The 17681-nt window shown below is 73.0% G+C and carries 19 protein-coding genes; 5 read left to right on the top strand and 14 right to left on the bottom strand.

Going from position 1 to position 17681, the window contains the following annotated elements:
- Positions 1-6: 6 nt before the first annotated feature.
- The 12 genes from WMF14_RS20860 to WMF14_RS20805 all read right to left on the bottom strand — a co-directional run bounded on the left by WMF14_RS20860 (position 7) and on the right by WMF14_RS20805 (position 11251).
- A complete protein-coding gene (locus tag WMF14_RS20860; RefSeq protein ID WP_437803302.1) occupies positions 7-1134 on the bottom strand; it encodes an RtcB family protein in 1128 nt (375 codons plus the stop codon).
- Positions 1131-1454, bottom strand: coding sequence for a ribosome-binding factor A (locus tag WMF14_RS20855; protein WP_437330393.1), 324 nt, complete (start codon positions 1452-1454; stop codon positions 1131-1133). The genes WMF14_RS20860 and WMF14_RS20855 overlap by 4 nt, the downstream gene beginning before the upstream one ends.
- Positions 1455-1754: 300 nt before the next feature.
- Positions 1755-2324, bottom strand: coding sequence for a hypothetical protein (locus WMF14_RS20850; protein ID WP_437803301.1), 570 nt, complete (start codon positions 2322-2324; stop codon positions 1755-1757).
- A gap of 214 nt (positions 2325-2538) precedes the next feature.
- Positions 2539-3912 (bottom strand): 3-deoxy-7-phosphoheptulonate synthase class II, encoded by a 1374-nt coding sequence (locus WMF14_RS20845; protein WP_272099365.1) that lies wholly within the window; start codon positions 3910-3912, stop codon positions 2539-2541.
- 212 nt (positions 3913-4124) lie between these two features.
- Entirely contained in the window at positions 4125-5027 is a 903-nt protein-coding gene (locus tag WMF14_RS20840) for a hypothetical protein (RefSeq protein ID WP_437803300.1), read from the bottom strand.
- 148 nt (positions 5028-5175) lie between these two features.
- The gene (locus WMF14_RS20835) at positions 5176-6882 is read right to left on the bottom strand and encodes a serine/threonine-protein kinase (RefSeq protein WP_437803299.1); all 1707 of its coding nucleotides are present in this window, start codon (positions 6880-6882) and stop codon (positions 5176-5178) included.
- Between the two features lie 324 nt (positions 6883-7206).
- Positions 7207-7377: a hypothetical protein gene (locus WMF14_RS20830; RefSeq protein WP_012236312.1), complete on the bottom strand. Its 171-nt coding sequence runs from the start codon at positions 7375-7377 to the stop codon at positions 7207-7209.
- A 203-nt stretch (positions 7378-7580) separates the two neighbouring features.
- On the bottom strand, positions 7581-8399 hold the full coding sequence (locus tag WMF14_RS20825; RefSeq protein WP_437803298.1) for an RNA polymerase sigma factor: 819 nt from the start codon (positions 8397-8399) through the stop codon (positions 7581-7583).
- On the bottom strand, positions 8396-8773 hold the full coding sequence (locus tag WMF14_RS20820) for a hypothetical protein (protein ID WP_437803297.1): 378 nt from the start codon (positions 8771-8773) through the stop codon (positions 8396-8398). The genes WMF14_RS20825 and WMF14_RS20820 overlap by 4 nt, the downstream gene beginning before the upstream one ends.
- 217 nt (positions 8774-8990) lie before the next feature.
- Positions 8991-9308 carry a PEGA domain-containing protein gene (locus tag WMF14_RS20815; RefSeq protein ID WP_272100034.1) on the bottom strand — a complete coding sequence of 106 codons (318 nt, stop codon included), beginning with the start codon at positions 9306-9308 and terminating at the stop codon, positions 8991-8993.
- A 2-nt stretch (positions 9309-9310) separates the two neighbouring features.
- Positions 9311-10885 (bottom strand): glutamine-hydrolyzing GMP synthase, encoded by a 1575-nt coding sequence (gene guaA, locus WMF14_RS20810; RefSeq protein WP_437803296.1) that lies wholly within the window; start codon positions 10883-10885, stop codon positions 9311-9313.
- 69 nt (positions 10886-10954) lie between these two features.
- Positions 10955-11251, bottom strand: a complete 297-nt coding sequence (locus WMF14_RS20805; RefSeq protein WP_272099352.1) for a hypothetical protein — start codon at positions 11249-11251, stop codon at positions 10955-10957.
- A gap of 447 nt (positions 11252-11698) precedes the next feature.
- Between WMF14_RS20805 and WMF14_RS20800 the strand changes: the two genes are divergently transcribed.
- The 3 genes from WMF14_RS20800 to WMF14_RS20790 are packed head-to-tail and all read left to right on the top strand — an operon-like array spanning position 11699 to position 14374.
- The gene (locus WMF14_RS20800; protein ID WP_272099351.1) at positions 11699-12979 is read left to right on the top strand and encodes a glutamate-5-semialdehyde dehydrogenase; all 1281 of its coding nucleotides are present in this window, start codon (positions 11699-11701) and stop codon (positions 12977-12979) included.
- A 56-nt stretch (positions 12980-13035) separates the two neighbouring features.
- On the top strand, positions 13036-13929 hold the full coding sequence (gene rsfS / locus WMF14_RS20795) for a ribosome silencing factor (RefSeq protein ID WP_437803295.1): 894 nt from the start codon (positions 13036-13038) through the stop codon (positions 13927-13929).
- A gap of 7 nt (positions 13930-13936) precedes the next feature.
- Positions 13937-14374, top strand: coding sequence for a 23S rRNA (pseudouridine(1915)-N(3))-methyltransferase RlmH (locus tag WMF14_RS20790; protein WP_272099347.1), 438 nt, complete (start codon positions 13937-13939; stop codon positions 14372-14374).
- A 13-nt stretch (positions 14375-14387) separates the two neighbouring features.
- Here the strand turns inward: WMF14_RS20790 and WMF14_RS20785 are convergent, their stop codons facing one another.
- Positions 14388-15341, bottom strand: coding sequence for an SDR family oxidoreductase (locus WMF14_RS20785; RefSeq protein ID WP_437803294.1), 954 nt, complete (start codon positions 15339-15341; stop codon positions 14388-14390).
- A 187-nt stretch (positions 15342-15528) separates the two neighbouring features.
- Between WMF14_RS20785 and WMF14_RS20780 the strand changes: the two genes are divergently transcribed.
- Positions 15529-16539, top strand: coding sequence for a helix-turn-helix transcriptional regulator (locus WMF14_RS20780; protein WP_437803293.1), 1011 nt, complete (start codon positions 15529-15531; stop codon positions 16537-16539).
- A 193-nt stretch (positions 16540-16732) separates the two neighbouring features.
- A complete protein-coding gene (locus WMF14_RS20775; protein ID WP_437803292.1) occupies positions 16733-16822 on the top strand; it encodes an SUMF1/EgtB/PvdO family nonheme iron enzyme in 90 nt (29 codons plus the stop codon).
- A 57-nt stretch (positions 16823-16879) separates the two neighbouring features.
- Here WMF14_RS20775 and WMF14_RS20770 read toward each other — a convergent pair whose 3' ends face one another.
- Positions 16880-17557, bottom strand: coding sequence for a putative quinol monooxygenase (locus WMF14_RS20770; protein WP_437803291.1), 678 nt, complete (start codon positions 17555-17557; stop codon positions 16880-16882).
- Between the last annotated feature and the right edge of the window lie 124 nt (positions 17558-17681).

Raw genomic sequence — 17681 nt, 5'->3', positions numbered from 1 at the left:
GTCCGCTCATGGCGCCTTGTAGACGAGCACCGGCCAGAGCCGGCGCGCGACGCGCACGAGGTCGCGTTGCGCCCGCATGACCGCGCCGATGTCCTTGTACGCCGAGGGCGCCTCCTCGCGCAGCCGGTCCGCGAGGCGGTGGTCGAACCACACGCCCTCGGCCTCTCGCAGCAGCTGCCGCGCGCCGATGCGGCGCCGCGCCTCGCCCCGCGGCAGCGCGCGCCCGGCGCCGTGCGCCGACGAGCCGAGCGCCTCGGGGTGGCCGCGCCCCTCGACGTGGAAGCTCGGGCTCCCCATCGACCCGGGCACGACGCCGAGCTCCCCCTCGCGGAGCCCCATGGCGCCCTTGCGGTGCACCCACAGCGCGCGTCCGCCGTGCTCCTCGCGCCGGACGTGGTTGTGATCGACCTCGACGCGCGACGACGCGTCGGCGTCGACGCCGAACAGCTCGGCGAAGAGCGAGAGGGCCTCGGTGACCATCCGTGCGCGGCTCGCCTGCGCGTACCTTGCGGCCCAGGCGGCGTCATCGAGGTACGCGCGCCCGGCTTCGCTGTCGGCGTCGAGGAAGCGGACGCCCGACGCGTCGCGCGCCGCAAGCGCCTCGTGGTGCTGCCGGATCGCGGGGCCCATGGCGCGCGAACCGCTATGGAGGAGCAGCCACAGCGCGCCCTCCTCGTCGCGTTGCACCTCCAGGAAATGGTTGCCCCGGCCCAGCGTGCCCAGCTCCATCCGGCCCTCGCGGTGCTTCATCGCCTCGAGGCGAGGCGCGGCGAGCCGCGCCTCGGCGAGATCGCCGGGCAGCGGCGGGGCGCCGGCGGCGGGGCGCAACAGGTGAGGGACGCGGCGGCCCAGCGCGGAGAGGAGCTGCGCCGCGCGATCGCGATCCGCGAGCAGATCGGCGTCCGCGCGGAGCCGCAGCGCGACCATGCCGCAGCCGATGTCGCCGCCGACCGCCGCCGGCAGGAGGCGACGGGTCGTGGCCGTCACCGTGCCGACGCACACGTCGTCGGCCACGTGCGCGTCCGGCATGACCGCGATGTGCGCGACGTCTTCGGTGCGCGCGAGCCGCGAGAGCGACGCGCTGAGCGCCGCGCTCGCGCCCTCCGGGAGCCACGCGGAGATGCGCGCGCTCACGGCTCTCCCTCCGGCGGCAGCACCTGAAACGCGAGCGTCGGCGCGCGCTTGCGGGTGATCGCCCCTGCGACCTCCGAGCGCACGTAGCCCGCCACCTTCTCCAGCCGCGCCGCCGCCAGCTCCGGCGGCGTGCCAGGCCTGACCTGCACGACCACCGCGAGCCGGCTGGCGTCCGGCGCCGGCTCCACACCCATCACCCAGACGCCCTGGAGGACGTCGTCGCGGAGCGCGGCGAGCGCGTCGCTCACCGCCTCCTGCACCTGACGGCAGAGCTGGCGCTCCTTGCGCTGCGCGTTCCGCGCCGCCGTCCCACCGAACAACGAACCTGCATCCACGACGGAGCGCGCGCTTTCGCGGCTCCGCGATCGATCTTTGCCCATGCCATGCTCCCGAGGGCGCGGCGACGCACCTACGCGTCGGCCGCGCGGTTCCAGCGACACGCGAGATGAGCTCGGGGATGTGAGCCTCGCCGGCGCGCTCAGCGGCGCGTCAGGCCGAGGCTCGTGGATGCAATGGGGTGCATGGCGGGCCTCCTTCGCCGCGTAGGGTGCACGAGCGAGGGCCGAGGCGCAAGGCGCGCCCCGGCTGCGCTCCCGGCGGGGTGATCGCCGGTGATCGCGCTACATGGCCTGCTGGCGATGATACGGCGGCGCCGCGCACTGGTACTTGGCGACCCTGGCGACGACGCGGAGCATCCGGCGCATGACGAGCCTCCCGAGCGGCGCCGTCAGCGCGTCCAGGAGGAACAGCCGCCGCCTCGTCCGCGTGTCGGTCGCGCGGATGCGCGCCTCGTACGCGAGCAGCGTCCGGCGCTGTCCGTAGGGCATCACGACGAAGCTCGCCGCCGCCTTGAAGTAGCCGGCGCAGTCGAACGACTTGAACTCGGCGGCGGTCCGCCTCGTGAACAGGCTCTCCACGCTCAACAGGCGCGCGATCGAGCCGATGACGATCTCGGATCCCTCCTTTTCGGCGAGCTTGGACTGGCCGTAATCCTCGATGTTCTGGAGCGACATCCGCGCGCGCGCCGGAAGCGGCGCGAGGCGGAGCCTGCGCCGGGCGCGCCGCACGGCGGCCAGGCGGAGCGCGAAGACCGCGCGCAGCAGGAGAGAGCGGCTCCTCGCGAAATCCACCCTCTTCAGCGTGGCGTACGTCACCTCCGGTGGCGCCATCACCACGATTGCGTGGTTCATGACGATATCGGCTTCCGGCAGGATATGCTCGAGCAGCGTGGGGCTGGCGCCGGAGCGCTGCGGACACCCGTGCGAGGCATCCGTCGTGGCTTGCTCTCCGCCCTGTCGGCTCTCACCCTGTTCCGTCGAGATGGTCTGCATGGCGAACTACCCCCTGCGGGTGTTCATTGGGCAGTCTCGACGGAACGCCAGCAGGGGACTCCTGCCCTCCGACTCAGCCTTTCGCGCGCCGGGAGGCCTCCGTCATGCGGTGGGCGATACGGAACGCCATCTCGAGGGACTGGCGGTAGTTCAGCCTCGGGTCGCACAGGCTCGCGTAGCGCTGGTCGAGATCGGACTCCGTGAGCCCCGCCCCGACGCACTCGGTGACATCGTCGCCCGTGAGCTCGAAGTGGACGCCGCCGAGGTGGGATCCCATGGACTCGTGCACCTCGAAGCTCCCCTCGATCTCGGTGAGGATATCCTCGAAATTCCGTGTCTTGATCCCGCCGGACGTCGTCAGTGTGTTGCCGTGCATCGGGTCGGACATCCAGAGCACCTTGCGCCCGGCGGACCGCACCGCCTCGATGAGCGGCGGGAGCCCGTCGCGCACGCGGCCCGCGCCCATGCGCACGATGAGCACGATCTTGCCCGGCTCGTCCGCCGGGTTGAGCCGGTCGAGGAGGCGAATCACGTCGTCGCGGAGCGTCTTCGGGCCGAGCTTGATGCCCAGCGGGTTCTCCACGCCGCTGAAGAACTCGACGTGCGCGCCGTCCGGCTGCCGCGTGCGCTCGCCGATCCAGGGCAGGTGGGTCGTCAGGTCGTAGAAGCCGGGCCGGCGCGCGACCTTCCGCGTCTGCGCGGACTCGTAGTGCAGGTTGAGCCCTTCATGGCTCGTGAAGAACTCGGCCCGCGAGAGCTCCCCGACCGGCACCTCCGCGAGCGCCTCCATGAACCGAAGGGCCTCCCCGACCTGCTCCGTCATCCGCTGGTATCGCTCGCGCAGCTCGCCGGGCAGATCCGCCCGCTCGAGGAAGCTCAGGTCCCAGTACTCCGGGTGGTGCAGATCGGCGAAGCCGCCCTCCGACAGGGAACGGATGAAATTCAGGGTGATCGCCGCGTGCTGATATCCCGTGATCATCAGGTTCGGATCGGGGCGCCGGGAGGAGGCGTCGAAGGGAGCACGATTGATGAGATCCCCGAAATAGCTGGGCAAGCTCACGCCGTCGCGCGTCTCGACCGGGCTGGAGCGCGGCTTGGCGTACTGCCCGGCAAAGCGCCCGAGGCGCACCACCGGCCGGCGGGCGCCGTGCACGAGCACGAGCGACATCTGGAGCAGGATCTTCAGCTTGTTCGTGACGATGTTCGGGCGGCAGTCGTCGAGCGTCTCCGCGCAGTCTCCCCCCTGGAGCACGAACCGGCGGCCGAGCTGCGCTTCGGCCAGATAGCCTTTGAGTCGCTCGACCTCCCACGAGGTCACGAGCGGCGGCAACGCCCGGAGCTTCTCGACGGCCGCCTGGACGGCCTCGGGCTCGTCATACGGGAGGGGCGCAGCGTTGAAACGTTCACGCCATGAATCCGGCGACCAGGGTTGAGCAGGAACGTACATGAGTTGAGCCCTACTATGTCAAGGCTCCCACCTGCGCAACCCTCGGTCAACGTCATCGATTCGAGCGTGAGGCGATGGGCTCGCGGGCGCGGTCATCGGCTCACCGACGCTGTCGTCGGCTCGCGGGCGCGGTCATCGGCTCGCGGGCGCGGTCATCGGCTCGCAGGCGCGGTCATCGGCTCACCGACGCTGTCGTCGGCTCGCAGGCGCGGTCATCGGCTCGCAGGCGCGTCCGCCGCCCGGGGCGATGGCCCGGTGCGCGCCTCGATCGCCTGGATCGCCGCCTTGATCTCTCCCGCGATCGAGGCGCACGCCGCCGTGCAGCGGCTCATGCCCAGAAAGCCGCACCCCTTGCCCTTGCTGGTGATGAGCGGCGCGAGGACATCGATGGCGCGCCGATCGCCGTCGGTCGTCGCGCGCGCCAGCAAGGCCTGCCTCGCCTTGCAGGAGGGCGCGACCCGGAGCTCGTGGGCGATGCGCAGCGCGGGCGTCGCCCGCCCCTGGACCGCGGCCTCCGCGAGCCGCTTCGCGGCGCGCTCCTTCAGCGCGGAGCTCCCCACCGCGAGCTCGTAGAGCAGATCCGCCCCGTGGCTGCCCATGCCGCTCGCCATCAGGTCGAGCGCGGCCGAGGCCACCTCGGGCGGTCCGCTGGCGGCGCTCGAGACGATGCGCTCCACGTCGTCGTCGGCCGCCGCCCCCGGATCGAGCTCCAGCAGCCGCTTCGCCGCGGCGAGCGCGGCGGCGTGGTAAGGCGGCGGGAGCGCGTGACGCAGCATCAGCGCGCGGAAGATCGCCGGATCCTTCGGGTAGCGCGAGGCGAGCGCCTCGAGCGCGAGCACGCCGCCCGCGGTCGCCGTCGCCAGCTCGTCGGCGGGGACGGCATCGGAGGGTTTCGGCGCGACCGGACGCCGGAGGCCGGAGCTCGACGGCGTCGCGCGCTCGGCGAGCGAGGCCGACTCGAGCCGGGAGAGGGAGACGCCGTCGCGCAGCAGCGCCGCGGCGATCACGACGACCACGAGGGCAGCCGCGCCCGTGACAAGCCACAGCGCAGCGGGCGGCGTCCGCGCCAGCAGGGAGGGGCGCGAGCCCGAGGCGTTGCCGCCTGCGCCGAGCACGGTGGTTGTTCCCGCCTGTGCGCCCGGTCTGTCAGGGGTGCTGGCCTGGCTGGCGCCCGTCCCAGATGCCTGCGCTGGCATGGCCCGCTCCCCTAACACACGCCCGGACGGCGGCCCATGGCTCACGTCCGGTGGCCCGGCCGCGGGCTCATCGCCGCTGGCCTCGCCACTGGAACAGGGCGGCGGCGCCCGCGGCGAGCACGCTGATGAGGAAGAGCAGCGCGTCCCAGACCGGCCACGCGATGCCGATGGCGCGCCGCAGGAACACGGCCTCGACGAGCCGCACGAGCAGCGACGCGGACCCGTAGGCCACGAGGGCGAGCACGACGGGCGTCGTGAGCCGCGGCGCGAGCGCGCTCATCCGGGCGTCGTCCCGCCAGACGCGGCGAAAGATATAGAAGCCGCCGAGCAGCCCGACGCCGAACAGGGCGCACAGGATCCCGAGCGTGAGCAAGGTGGCTCCCTGGCTCGACATCGCGGCGGCGTCGCCGCGCGCCGCGCGCGCGAAGCCGGCGAGGCAGCTGACGAGGCCCGCGCCGAGCCACCCCAGGCCGAGGCTCACCACGAGGAAGACCATCTGCCGCGTCAGGTACGCCTCGGACGACGCGGAGCCGGGCAGGCCGAACGCGTGCGAGAGCGCGTAAGGCCGCCCGAGCACGACGGACGCGCGCGCGAGCGACGCGCGAGCGCTGGGCGGCCCGGGCGCGGCCGCTTCCTCGTAGGGCGCGAGCTCGCCGGCGAGCTCGCCCATCGAGGCGTGGCGGCCCTCTCGCTGCTTCGCCATGGCGCGCTGGACGATGACCTCCAGGCCCGGCGGGATCTCCGGGTTCAGCGATCGCGGCGGCGGCGGCTCCTCCGTCATGACGGCGAGGAGCACTGCCGTCGGGTCGCTGCGCTCGAAGGGGCGCTGCCCCGTGAGCGCGTGGTAGAGGACCGCCCCCACGGCGTAGATGTCGGCTCGAGGGTCGATGTCTTCCCCCTTCGCCTGCTCCGGGGCCATGTACGCCGGCGTTCCGAGCACCATGCCCGTCCTCGTGAGCGTGGACGGCGCGGAGGTCTTCGAGATGCCGAAATCGAGGACCTTCACGGTCGGGCACGCAGGGTCGCCCGTGAGGAAGATGTTCTCCGGCTTGATGTCCCGGTGCACGATGCCCGCGGCGTGCGCGGCCGCGATGCCTTCGCATACCTCGCGCGCGATCCGCACCGCGGCGCCGGCCGGCAGCCGCCCTCCCGACCCTGCGAGGAGCTCGTCGAGGCCCTTGCCCTCCAGGTACTCGGCGATGATGCACGGCCGGCCGTCGCTCAGCCGGTTCACGTCGAAGATCTCGACGACGTGCGGGCTCCGGATCGACGCCGCGGCCTCGGCCTCGCGCTGGAACCGCGCGAGGACGGTGGGCTGCTGGGCGAGCTCGGGGTGGAGCGTCTTCAGCGCGAACCGCTTGCCCGGGATGCGGGTGTGGTGCGTCTCGTAGACGCGGCCCATGCCGCCTTCACCGAGCAGGCGGATGACGTGGTACGCGCCCGCCACCGTGGTGCCGACGAGCGGGTCCGCCTCCGCCGGCTGCCCGCCGGCCGCGCTGTCCGGGGGGCCCGCCGCGCTCCCCGCGGGAGGAGCGGGTGGACGGACCGTGTCGGCGGTCGCGTCGTGCGCCGCCGCCGCTGCCAGCCCCTTGGGGAGGGCAGCGGGGCGGACCGTCTCGGCGGCCAGCTCGTGCGCCGCCGCGCCCGCCGCGGGCGGAGGGGGCGGCGGAGGGCGAACCGTCTCCGCGGTCGTGGAGGTGGCGGCAGCGGCGGCGGCCGCGGCCTGCGCTCCGCGCACGGCGGCAAGCGCGGCCTGCCGCTCCGTGTCGCTCATGACGCGGGTGGGTCCGTCGCCCTCCTCGCCTCCCGTGGAGGGCGCGCGGGACGATGGCACGGCAGGAGTGCCCGAGCGACCGGGCGAAAAGCTCGAATCCGACACGCTCAGGGCCTCGCTCCCATGGATCCGGGTCGACCCTCACCAGAGGTGGGGATCGACGATTCGTCGCCAACGCGCGGGCGAACACCGCGAGGCGACGCTACCACGGATCGCGCCGCGCGAGGGCGCCGACCTGCGGAACCGTGAGCGGCTCGTGATTTCGAGGTGTTCGCGCGGCCGGACTGGCAAGTGTCGCGCGGTGCGTAACGGGTGGTCGCCCCTTCAGCTCGCGGGCTGCTCGACCTGGACGGGCTTCTGCTTGGCAGCCTTGCGCTGCTCCGCATCGAGCAGGCCGATCCGCGCCTTCTGGCAGCGCTTCAGGCGCTTCTTCTTGAGCGGGGTGGCGAGCCATTCGTGACGCAGACGGACATTCCACTTCGGAGTATTGGCCATGATCGTAGGACTTTCTCTGCGAGGGCGGCGGAGACTACACAAACGTGCCGGGGCGTCAAGCTGCCAGTGGGGTCGCCCGCTTCGTATTTTTCGCTCTCGTCTTGCTGTCGCGTGGTCGCGTAGTCGCGTTGTTGTGTGCGGCGCCGTGCGCGCTGCGTTCTGTCCCTATCGTCCCTGCGTTTGTGGCGCTGGCCCGCTGGCACTTACCACAGTGCTGGCGGGGTGGTCCTGGCAATCGCGGAGCGCTCGGCGATCCGCTGCTGGAGGCGGCGCCAGAGCGCGCGTGCAGCGGGCGCGGGGACGGCAGGGAACGCGCGCACGGTGTGGAGCATGGTTGTGGCGCTCGTGTGGAGGGGGCGCTCCGACGCGGTGAGGGCGCACAGGGCGCTGCGCCGCTCGGCCGACTGACGCGCGACCGCGGCGCGGAAGTCCTCGCGGGCGAGGCGCAGGCGGGAGCGGACCGTGTTCTCGTTGAGCGAAAGCTCGCCGGCGATGTCGGCCACCGCGACGCCGAGGAGATCGTACATGACGAGGATCACGCGCCGCTCGGGCGCGACCTTCAGCAGCAGCGCCGTCACGATCTCGGCGCGGTCGGCGCTCGCGAGCGACTGCTCCGGCGTCGGCGCCGGGGCGCGCCCGTCGAACGGCCAGGACACGCCGGCCCCGGAGGGGATCTCGCGGCGCCGGTGAGCGCGCGCGTGGTAGTGGCTCGTCTTTCTCCATGCGATGCCGAACAGCCACCGATGCAGCGCCGCCTCGGGCGTGATGCGAAGGGGCGGCGGCCCTGACGCGGAGAGCCCGCCCGCAGGGGCCGCGTGGAAACGCCATGGGTCGTAGCTGGCCAGGCCCCGATAGGCCGCGAGGAAGACCTCCTGGAGCATGTCGTCCAGATCGTTCACCGAGACGCCCAGCCAGCGGAGCGCGTGATGAAGGAACGGCAAGCCCACGGCATAGACCGTCTCGAACGACGGGCGCGCCGGCGCGGACGGCGGCGCGGACGGCGAGGAACGCGGCGGCGTCATCCGGAGCCTCGCGGCGCCGGGAGCTCCGCGCCGGCGCAGGTGGGGTAGGGGCGCGGCGCAGACCGGCCGGCCGGCAGATCGGACGCCGGCGGCGGCCGGAGCCAGCGCTCGACCGGCTCGAGCTCGACCAGCATGTCCAGGGAGGTCCGGAGAGAGAGGCGGAAGTCGTCGTCCTCGGCGGCTCGGGCGCTGTGGAACGCGACATAGAACAGCACGGTGCCCAGCTGCATCGCCCGCGGATCTCCCCGGCGTTGCAGGAAGCGATCGGCGAGATCGCACAGGGCGTGAAACAGGCGGCCTCCCGGGCGACAGCTCTCGGGACCGCACACATCGAGGGTGGCGCACCGGCGGGCGCGCCGGGCTGCTTTGTGCATGGAAGGCGCGCGCGTCTTCGTCACGCGCGCCTTCGGACTGCTCCGATCCGGCATGATTCGGTCCCCCGTAAGGTTGAGATCGCGATGGATGCCACGTGCATCCACCGCATGAATTACGGAGACCGCCTGCGGATGATTTCGTCCTGTGCCCTCTCGCCTGCGCGCCGGTGGATGTGCGGCGGCGCCAGGGCCGGCCGGCGTCGGCCCCGCGAGATCGTCAATCCGGCACGGGCGTGAGCTGCACCTGGAGGTGGATCGGCGGGGCGCCGCTCCTGGCCTCGACCAGGCGGTCCCAGGCGAAGTAGCCGGCCTTCTCCACGGTGATCCGGTGCGCGCCGGGCGGCAGCGCGACGCCGTGGGCGGCGACGTAGGCGAGCGCGCCGATGTACTGGTCGTCGATGGTGACCGACGCGTCGGGCACGTTCCCCTTCACCCGCAGCGAGACCGTCGCCGGAGTCCGAGCGACGCACGCCGACAGCCCGAGCATCAGGAGCGCCGCCGTGGCGCGCGTCCGCTTCGCGCTCGCGCTGGCCATCGTCACTCCCACTCGATCGTCGAGGGCGGCTTCGAGGACACGTCGAGCACCACGCGGTTCACGCCGCGCACCTCGTTGATGATGCGCGAGCTCACCCGGGCGATGAGGTCGTAGGGCAGCCGCGCCCAGTCGGCCGTCATGCCGTCGGTCGAGTGCACGGCGCGGAGCGCGATCGCCTCGTCGTAGGTGCGCTCGTCGCCCATCACGCCCACGGAGCGCACCGGGAGGAGCACGCAGAAGCTCTGCCAGAGCGACTCGTAGAGCCCGGCGGCGCGGATCTCCTGGTCGAAGATGGCGTCGGCCGCTTTGAGCACGCGCAGCTTCTCCGGCGTCACCTCGCCGAGGCAGCGCACGGCGAGCCCCGGGCCGGGGAACGGCTGGCGGTACAGGATGTCCCGCGGCATGCCCATCGCCTCGCCGGCGGCCCGCACCTCGTCCTTGAAGAGCTCCCGCAGGGGCTCGATCAGGCCGAGGTTCATCCGCTCGGGCAGGCCGCCGACGTTGTGGTGGCTCTTGATGACGGCGCTCGGACCCTTGAACGAGACGCTCTCGATCACGTCGGGGTAGAGCGTGCCCTGCACGAGCCACTTCGCGCCCTGGACCCGCTTCGCCTCCTCCTCGAACACCTCGATGAACAGGCGGCCGATCACCTTGCGCTTCTGCTCCGGATCCACGACGCCGCGCAGCCCCTCGAGGAACCGCGCCGACGCGTCGACGGCGTCGAGGTTCATGTGGAAGTGGCCGCGGAAGGTCCGCTCGACGCTCTCCGCCTCGCCCTCGCGCAGCAGGCCGTTGTCGACGAAGATGCACGTCAGCCGGTCGCCGAGGGCGCGCTGACAGAGCACGGCGGCGACCGAGGAGTCGACCCCGCCCGAGAGGCCCAGGATGACGCGGTCGCTCGGCCCGGCCTTCTCGCGGACCGCGGCGATCGCCTCCTCCACGAACGACGCGGGCGTCCAGGTCGGCGAGAGGCCGGCGACGTCGAACAGGAAGGACTGGAGGATCTCCTTGCCGCGCGGCGTGTGGACGACCTCGGGGTGGAACTGGAGGCCGTAGAGCTTGTCGCGCTCGCGGGCGACGGCGCAGAGCGGGCTGCCGGTCGTGGTGCCGAGCGACACGAACCCCTCCGGCATCGCGGTGAGCCGATCGCCGTGGCTCATCCAGACGTCGATGGAGTCGCCCTCGGCGAAGCGCGAGAAGATGCCCGTCGGGCGCTCGACGCGCACCGCCGCGGGGCCGTACTCGCCCCCCGTGTGCGCGCGCTCGACCTTGCCGCCGAGGTGATACGCCATGAGCTGGAGCCCGTAGCAGATGCCCAGCGTCGGGACGCCGAGCTCCAGCACCTCCCGGGAACAGCGGGGAGCGTTGTCTCCGTACACGCTGGCGGGGCCGCCCGAGAGGATGAGCGCCCGCGGGGCGAGCCGGCGCAGCTCGGCGATGGGCACGTCGAAGCGGTGGATCTCGCAGTAGACGCCAGACTCGCGCACGCGCCGGGCGATGAGCTGCGTGTACTGAGAGCCAAAATCGAGGATGACGACGAAGTCCCGCCGGGGTGAGAGCATGGCTGCCGCTAGCATGGCGGGGCTGGATCCGCCAGAGTCGCGCGGCCGAGGCGCTCGCCGCACGCCCGCTCGCAGCGCCCTGCGCTACGGCTGCGTGGGCGGCGGCGGCGTGGTGGGCGGCGGCTGCGTGGACGCGGGCGGCGCGCCCGGCGACGGGGCGAGCAGCGGCGCGCCCGGCGTCGCATCCGTCGCATCCGACTCGTCCGGCGGCGCGGCGGGCGCGTCGCCGACGCCGCCGTCGTACACGCGCGGGCGCTCGTACTCGGGCGGCGGACCGGGTGGGAGCGGCTTCGGCGCGGCGGAGGAGCACGCCGCGGCGAGGTGCGCGGCGAGGATCGCGGCGAGCGCCGCGATCGGCGAGGCGTGGCGGGCGCGTGTCATAGCTCCACTCCGCTCCCCCCGCTGTTCGCGGGAGGAGCACGATACGGTGGTATTTCGGGAGGGCCGGCCGGATCGGGCGGCACCTGGAGCCCCTCCGGATCGGCGAAAGGCGAGGAGGGGACGGAGCGGGCCGCCGGCGGCGCGTCGAGCGGCGCCCCCAGCGCGCCCGGCGCCGCGAGGGGGATGCCCGTGCTCGCCGTGGCGGGCGCGTCTGCGCCTGCGTCCGAGCCGCGGCACGCCGGCGCGATCACGGCGACGAGCGCCCCCGCGAGGAGCGCCGCGCCGCGCCGCGCGCTGCCTGCCCGCGGCGCGCGGCCGGCGTCTCGGGATCCGGGTGCGAAGGACGCCTGGCTCGAGCTTCGGAGATCGCCGGACACGGCGGGTACGCTAGCATGGACGCGCAGGAGAACGGTTGGCCCGCGCAGGGAGGCGAGCTAGGTTCCCGCTGTGGAACAGAGCAACATCGATCTAGAGGGCACGCTTCGCGCGCTCTGCCAGCGCGCCCGGACGGCTGCCCGGGCCCTCGCCCCGCTGGACCGGGCCCAGAAGGACCGCGCGCTGCGCGCGATCGCGGAGCGGCTGCGCGCCGAGGCCGGCGAGGGCAAGCGCTCCGCGGTGCTGGCCGCGAACGCCGAGGACGTGGCCGCGGCGCGCGCCGCCGGCGTCTCCGAGGCGCTCGTCGACCGGCTCGTGCTCGACGAGGCGCGGCTCGCGGCGATCGCCGGCGCGGTGCTCGAGGTCGCCTCCGCCAGCGATCCGGTCGGGCAGGTCGTCGGGATGGAGCGGCGGCCGAACGGGCTCCTCGTCGGGCAGGTGCGCGTCCCGCTCGGCGTGATCGCGATGATCTACGAGTCGCGCCCCAACGTGACGGTCGACGCCGCCGTGCTCTGCCTGAAGAGCGGCAACGCCGCGGTCCTCCGCGGCGGCAAGGAGGCGGCTCGCTCGAACGCGGCCCTCGGCGAGCTGATCTCGGACGCGCTGCGCTCGGTCGGCCTGCCGGCCGACGCCGTGCAGATGGTCCCCTCGCTCGACCGCGAGGCCACGCGGATCCTCCTCGGCCTGACCGGCATGATCGATCTGGCCATCCCGCGCGGCGGCGAGGGGCTCATCCGGTTCGTGGCCGAGAACGCGCGCGTCCCGGTGATCCAGCACTACAAGGGCGTGAACCACCTCTTCGCCGACGCCGGCTGCGACGTCGAGATGGCCTACCGCCTCGTCGAGAACGGCAAGCTCCAGCGCCCCGGCGTCTGCAACGCGCTGGAGTGCCTGCTCGTCCACGAGGGCGTCGCGGCGCCGCTGCTCGGGCGCGTGGCCGCCCTCTCGGAGCGCGGGCTCGAGCTGCGCGGCGACGCCGCCACCTGCGCGCTCGTGCCGTCGGCGCGCAAGGCCGCGGAGGACGACTACGGGCGGGAGTTCCTCGCGCCCATCCTCGCGGTGCGGGTGGTGAGGTCGCTCGACGAGGCGATCGAGCACATCGGCCGCTACGGCTCGATGCACACCGAGGTCATCTGCACGCCCCGCTACGATCACGCGCAGCGGTTCCTGCGCGAGGTCGACGCGAGCTGCGTGCTCGTGAACGCGTCGTCCCGGTTCAACGATGGCGGCGAGCTCGGCCTCGGCGCGGAGATCGGCATCTCCACGACGAAGCTCCACGCCTACGGCCCGATGGGGCTCGCGAGCCTGACGACGCTCAAGTGGATCGCGTACGGCGAGGGCCAGACCCGCTGACGCGGGCGAGACGAGGGGCGCCGGTCATCGACCGGGCGCAAGAAAGCGAGAGAACGTTGGCGAGCAAGAAGGACGCAGGCGAGGGGAGCAGCAAGCCGCGGGCGAAGTCGGGGTCGAAGGCGGGCGAGGGCGCGGAGCCCCGCGCGCCGGCGCGGAAGAAGGCGACCACCGCCAAGGCGGGCGCGGCCGGCCGGGCGTCGTCCGCGGCCAAGCCGAAGCGACCGGCGTCTCCCCGGATCCGCGCCTCCCACGCGGGCGTCGGCGAGGCCGGCGCGAAGAAGAAGGTGGTCCGCGCGCGCCGCGCGGGCGGCGAGGCGGAGCCGCTGGAGCGCGCGGAGCGGCCGATCCCCGCGGATCGGCCGGCTTCGAGGGCGCGGCGTCCGGCGCGCGACGACGGCGACGCGCCGGCCCCGCGGGTCGCGCGTGGCGGCGGCGAGGGCGCGAAGGCGGTGCTGCCGCTCGCGGGGCGGTCGCCCGCGCGCGCCAAGTCGCCGCTCACCGGCCCGAAGCGCGCCGGCTCGCGCAGGAGCACGCCGCCGCCCGTCCCCGAGCCCTCGGCACCCGCGCGCGAGCTCGCGCTGACGCTGGCCGCGGCGGGGCTCGACAAGAAGGCGATCGGCGTCGAGATCCTGGAGGTCGTGGGGCGCGTCGACTACGCGGACTACCTCGTGATCATGACCGGCCGCTCCGACCGGCACGTCCACGCGATCGCGACGGGGCTGGAGGAGGCGGTGCGCAAGCAGAAGCTCGCGCCGCTCTCGATGGAGGGCCTCGCCGCGGCGACCTGGGTGCTCATCGATTTCGGCGACGTGGTGGTGCACGTGTTCCAGGAGGAGACGCGCCGCATCTACGACATCGAGGGGCTCTGGATCGACGCGGGGCGCGTCCCGGTCCCGGAGGAGAGCCTGCCGCCGGGGGCGCAGCCCGCCCCGCGGTTCGATCCGAGCTGAGCGCGCCGTGCGACTCGTCGTCGCCGCCGTCGGGCGCGTGAAGGACAAGCCGCTGCGCGCGGCGATGGACGAGTACCTCGGCCGCATCCGCCGCTACGTGGCGTGCGACGAGATCGAGATCCAGGACGGCCCGCCGGCGAAGGTCGGGCCGTTGCTCGCTCGCGCGTCGGCGGGGGCGAGCGTCATCGCCATGGAGGTGGGCGGCAAGGCGCTCGGCAGCGAGGCGTTCGCGGCCGGCGTCGAGCGCTGGGGCTCGCGCGGCAAGGGCGTTGTCACGTTCCTGATCGGGGGCGCGGACGGGCTGCCGCCCGACGTGTCCGCCGCGGCGGACGACCGGTGGAGCCTGTCGCCGCTCACGTTCCCGCACCGCCTCGCGCGGCTGGTGCTGATCGAGCAGCTCTACCGCGCGATGACCCTGCTGCGCGGCGAGCCCTACGCCCACTGAGGCGGAGCGCCGGTCACTCCTTGGGCCAGTCGGGGCACGCGAGCTCCATCGGTCCATTGAACCAGCTCGCATAGGCCGCCTCGCCGGCCCTGTTGTACCTGCCGAGGTTCCGCTCGAAGTACTCGCCCCAGTGGGGCTTCCGGCCATCGACGTCGGTGAACCCGTACTCCCTCGCGAGATCCCACGAGCTGAACACGCGGCCGGATTTCGCCGCGACGCCCGGATCGGCGGCGAGCGCCGCGACGGCGCGGCCCACGTAGAACGGCGTCTCCGATTCGATGAAGTGCGGCTCCTTCTCGGCGGCGTCTCGCCAGTTCGCCTCCGTGACGCCGAAGTGGTCGAGCATGGCCTCCGAGCGCAGGAAGCCGGGCGTCACCGCGAGCGCCGTCACGGCGGGGTGGCGGCGCAGCTCCCAGGCCATGGCGAAGGCCAGGCGGATGACCGACATCTTCGCCAGATCGTAGAAGAGGTTGCCGCGGTAACCGAAGTGGTCGCCGTCGGTGATCTCGACGATGAGGCCGCGATCGCGCTCGAGCATGAGCGGCACCGCGTGGCGGCTCGTGATGATGTGCGAGGTGACGGCCCGCTCGAGCAGGATCCTCCCGCTGGGCAGGGAGAGCTTCCAGAACGGCTGGCCGAACTCGGTGAGCTCATCGCCGCCCCACACGTCGTTGACCAGGACGTCGAGCCTCCCTTGCTCCTGCCGGATCCGGGCGCAGAGCGCCTCGACCTGCTCCTCGACGGTGTGGTCGACCTGCGCGGCGACGCCGCGCCCTCCCGCCGCGGCCACGAGCTCGGCGGTCTCCTCGATGGTCTCGGGGCGCTGGCCCGTGGCGGGCCGGCCGCGGACGCTGCGCCCTGTGCAATAGACCGTGGCGCCGGCCTCGCCGAGCGAGCGTGCGATGGCGCGCCCCGCGCCGCGCGTGGCTCCGGCGACGAGCGCGACCTGTCCTTCGAGCGGTCTCATACGATGTCTCCTCCTTGGCGACCGGCGTCGTCGCGGACGCGCGCGGCTCCTGCGGCGCGCGCGCCCTTGCATTCCGGCCTGTTCCGGTCGTCCTGCGACGCTACGGGAGAATTCCTGACGTCTCCTGTCATGAATTGCGCGTAGCCTCTCGGGCGGGTCATTTCGGGGTCGGGAGCCACGGACGGTCATGCGCGCGGATCGGCTGCTCAGCTTGATGTTGCTCTTGCAGCGGGCGAAGAGCCGGCAGCTGACGGCCGAGGACCTGGCGCGCCGCCTGGAGGTCTCGGCGCGGACGATCTACAGGGACCTCGACGCGCTGTCGTCCGCGGGCGTGCCCGTCTATGCGCAGCGCGGCCCGAGCGGCGGGATCGCGCTGGCGGAGGGGTGGCAGACGACGCTGACCGGGCTGACGCAGCCCGAGGTGCAGGCGCTCGCCGCGGTCGCCGCGCCCGGAGCGCTGGCCGACATCGGGCTCTCGGCGGCGCTGGAGAGCGGGCTGATCAAGCTGTCGGCGGCGCTGCCGGCCGTGCACAGGTCGCTGGCCGAGCACGCGCGGCAGCGGCTCCACGTGGACGCGTCGGGGTGGTTCCAGGGCAGGGAGGTGGTGCCGCACCTCGACGTCCTGCGGGAGGGGGTCTGGCAGGATCGCAAGGTGTGGCTCGCGTACCGGGACTTCGACGGCGAGGCGAGCGAGCGGGTGGTGGAGCCGTACGGGCTCGTGATCAAGGCCGACCGCTGGTACCTCGTCGCCGGCACCGAGCGGGGGCCGAGCATCTTCCGGGGAGCGCGGGTGGCGGGGGCGCGGCTCCTCGAAGCCGCGTTTGCGCGGCCGGAGGGGTTCGACCTGGCGGCGTGCTGGAAGGCCTTGAGCGGGCGGTTCGCGGAGCGCAGGGCGAGCTACGTGGTGACGTTGCGCGTGACCGGGGAGGGGGAAGAGGCGCTCCGGCGGGTCCGGCCCGGCGGCGAGCACGAGCGGTGGGGGCGCGGGGAGCGCGGGCGCGACGGGACGAGCGCCGTGACGGTCGACTTCGAGCGGGAGTCGATCGCGATCTCGCAGATCGTCGGGCTGGGCCGGGGCGTCGAGGTGGTCGAGCCGGCGGCGCTGCGGGCGCGGCTCCGGGAGATCGCGGAGGATCTACGAGCGGTTTACAGGGCGCGCGGCGCGGCGGCGCCTCGACGCGCGGGCAGGAAGAGGTGAGCCGACGCCGGAGAGATCGCGAACGTGCCCAGGCTCATTCCGCGCCGGGACACGAATACCCGATCTCCCAGTCGCATGCATGTCAAGTCGTGAAGAAGACGATTCGGTGGTGCGGACATAGGATGCCGACACCTGGCAGCTCGTTCATCGTTGAATTGTTTTCAATTGTTTGCATGAGCACGATGGGAAGGGCGTGATCTGGCGCCGCGAGGCGAACGGCTATCGGCTCCCCACGGAGGCAGAGTGGGAGTACGCCGCGCGGGGCGTCGATGGACGCCTCTAGCTGTGCGAGGGCGATCGAGCGAGCGGGCGAGAGACTGCAGCGTCTCGGGGGTAGTACTTAAGACCCCTCGACCAGATCTCGCAGCTGAGTCAGCTCCCGATCCACCCATTCTCTCTGCTCGTCGAAAGCCGCCTCGGAACACCCCGGCGGCCGCTGAATGGTGAAGAGGAGCAGGCTCCCGGGGCCGTGTCGCACGATGCGCATGGGCATCCGCAGCTCTCCGCTGCCTGGATCCACGCAGTGCCAGACCACGCCCGCGGACGGGTCTGCCTCGTAGCGGAAGCGCACGTCTCCCTGGGGGGAGCTCACGATCCAGCGCTCCCCCTCCTGTCGCAATCCCTGGCAGAAGCGCGTGCTCCAGCGGGGCAGGAGGCGGATGTCCGCGGCCAGACGGAAGGCCGTGTCCAGGGGAGCGCGCGTCAGGGCGAGGGCTGTATATCGCGTGTCCCCGGGCTCGTGTCCCGGATAGTAGCTCACCTCCAGGCGCTCAAGCAGCGCACGCATGCGCGGAAACAAGGCGGTTCCGTGGGGCGAGCCGCAGTGGGCCGCCAGCGCCTCTCCGTCTTGATAGCGGTCCAGGACCACATAGCGCCCGGGCGCGCCGTCCCTGAACAGGTCGTAGCTGAGCGTGCCCGGCTCCTGGGCCCGGACTGCAGCCGCGTGGGTCCTGAAGATCGCCTCGAACTCCGCCTCGGAACCCGCCTTGGCCTGCGCGCGCTTGATACCACCGATCATGAGCCCTCCTTCCGACCTCGCGGAAGTTACGCACCGGCGGGCCGGCCGACTTGGAGGATCTTGCGATCGGTCGTTGGCCGTCCTCGGAGGCGCCGTACGTCCAACGGATTGCCCCCGATCTCCC

It is taken from the genome of Sorangium sp. So ce693, assembly GCF_051521375.1.
Taxonomy (GTDB): domain Bacteria; phylum Myxococcota_A; class Polyangia; order Polyangiales; family Polyangiaceae; genus Sorangium; species Sorangium atrum.
Note: the sequence above shows the minus strand (reverse complement) of the source record. Positions and strands in the feature narration are given on the sequence as shown.

What these genes read in the sequence shown, in the direction of transcription:
- WMF14_RS20815 (WP_272100034.1), bottom strand. Translation starts at nt 9,308, where the DNA reads ATGGCCAGCGCGAGCGCGAAGCGGACGCGCGCCACGGCGGCGCTCCTG.
- WMF14_RS20820 (WP_437803297.1), bottom strand. Translation starts at nt 8,773, where the DNA reads ATGCACAAAGCAGCCCGGCGCGCCCGCCGGTGCGCCACCCTCGATGTG.
- WMF14_RS20825 (WP_437803298.1), bottom strand. Translation starts at nt 8,399, where the DNA reads ATGACGCCGCCGCGTTCCTCGCCGTCCGCGCCGCCGTCCGCGCCGGCG.
- WMF14_RS20805 (WP_272099352.1), bottom strand. Translation starts at nt 11,251, where the DNA reads ATGACACGCGCCCGCCACGCCTCGCCGATCGCGGCGCTCGCCGCGATC.
- WMF14_RS20850 (WP_437803301.1), bottom strand. Translation starts at nt 2,324, where the DNA reads ATGAACCACGCAATCGTGGTGATGGCGCCACCGGAGGTGACGTACGCC.
- WMF14_RS20835 (WP_437803299.1), bottom strand. Translation starts at nt 6,882, where the DNA reads ATGAGCGACACGGAGCGGCAGGCCGCGCTTGCCGCCGTGCGCGGAGCG.
- WMF14_RS20845 (WP_272099365.1), bottom strand. Translation starts at nt 3,912, where the DNA reads ATGTACGTTCCTGCTCAACCCTGGTCGCCGGATTCATGGCGTGAACGT.
- WMF14_RS20770 (WP_437803291.1), bottom strand. Translation starts at nt 17,557, where the DNA reads ATGATCGGTGGTATCAAGCGCGCGCAGGCCAAGGCGGGTTCCGAGGCG.
- WMF14_RS20785 (WP_437803294.1), bottom strand. Translation starts at nt 15,341, where the DNA reads ATGAGACCGCTCGAAGGACAGGTCGCGCTCGTCGCCGGAGCCACGCGC.
- guaA (WP_437803296.1), bottom strand. Translation starts at nt 10,885, where the DNA reads ATGCTAGCGGCAGCCATGCTCTCACCCCGGCGGGACTTCGTCGTCATC.
- WMF14_RS20780 (WP_437803293.1), top strand. Translation starts at nt 15,529, where the DNA reads ATGCGCGCGGATCGGCTGCTCAGCTTGATGTTGCTCTTGCAGCGGGCG.
- WMF14_RS20830 (WP_012236312.1), bottom strand. Translation starts at nt 7,377, where the DNA reads ATGGCCAATACTCCGAAGTGGAATGTCCGTCTGCGTCACGAATGGCTC.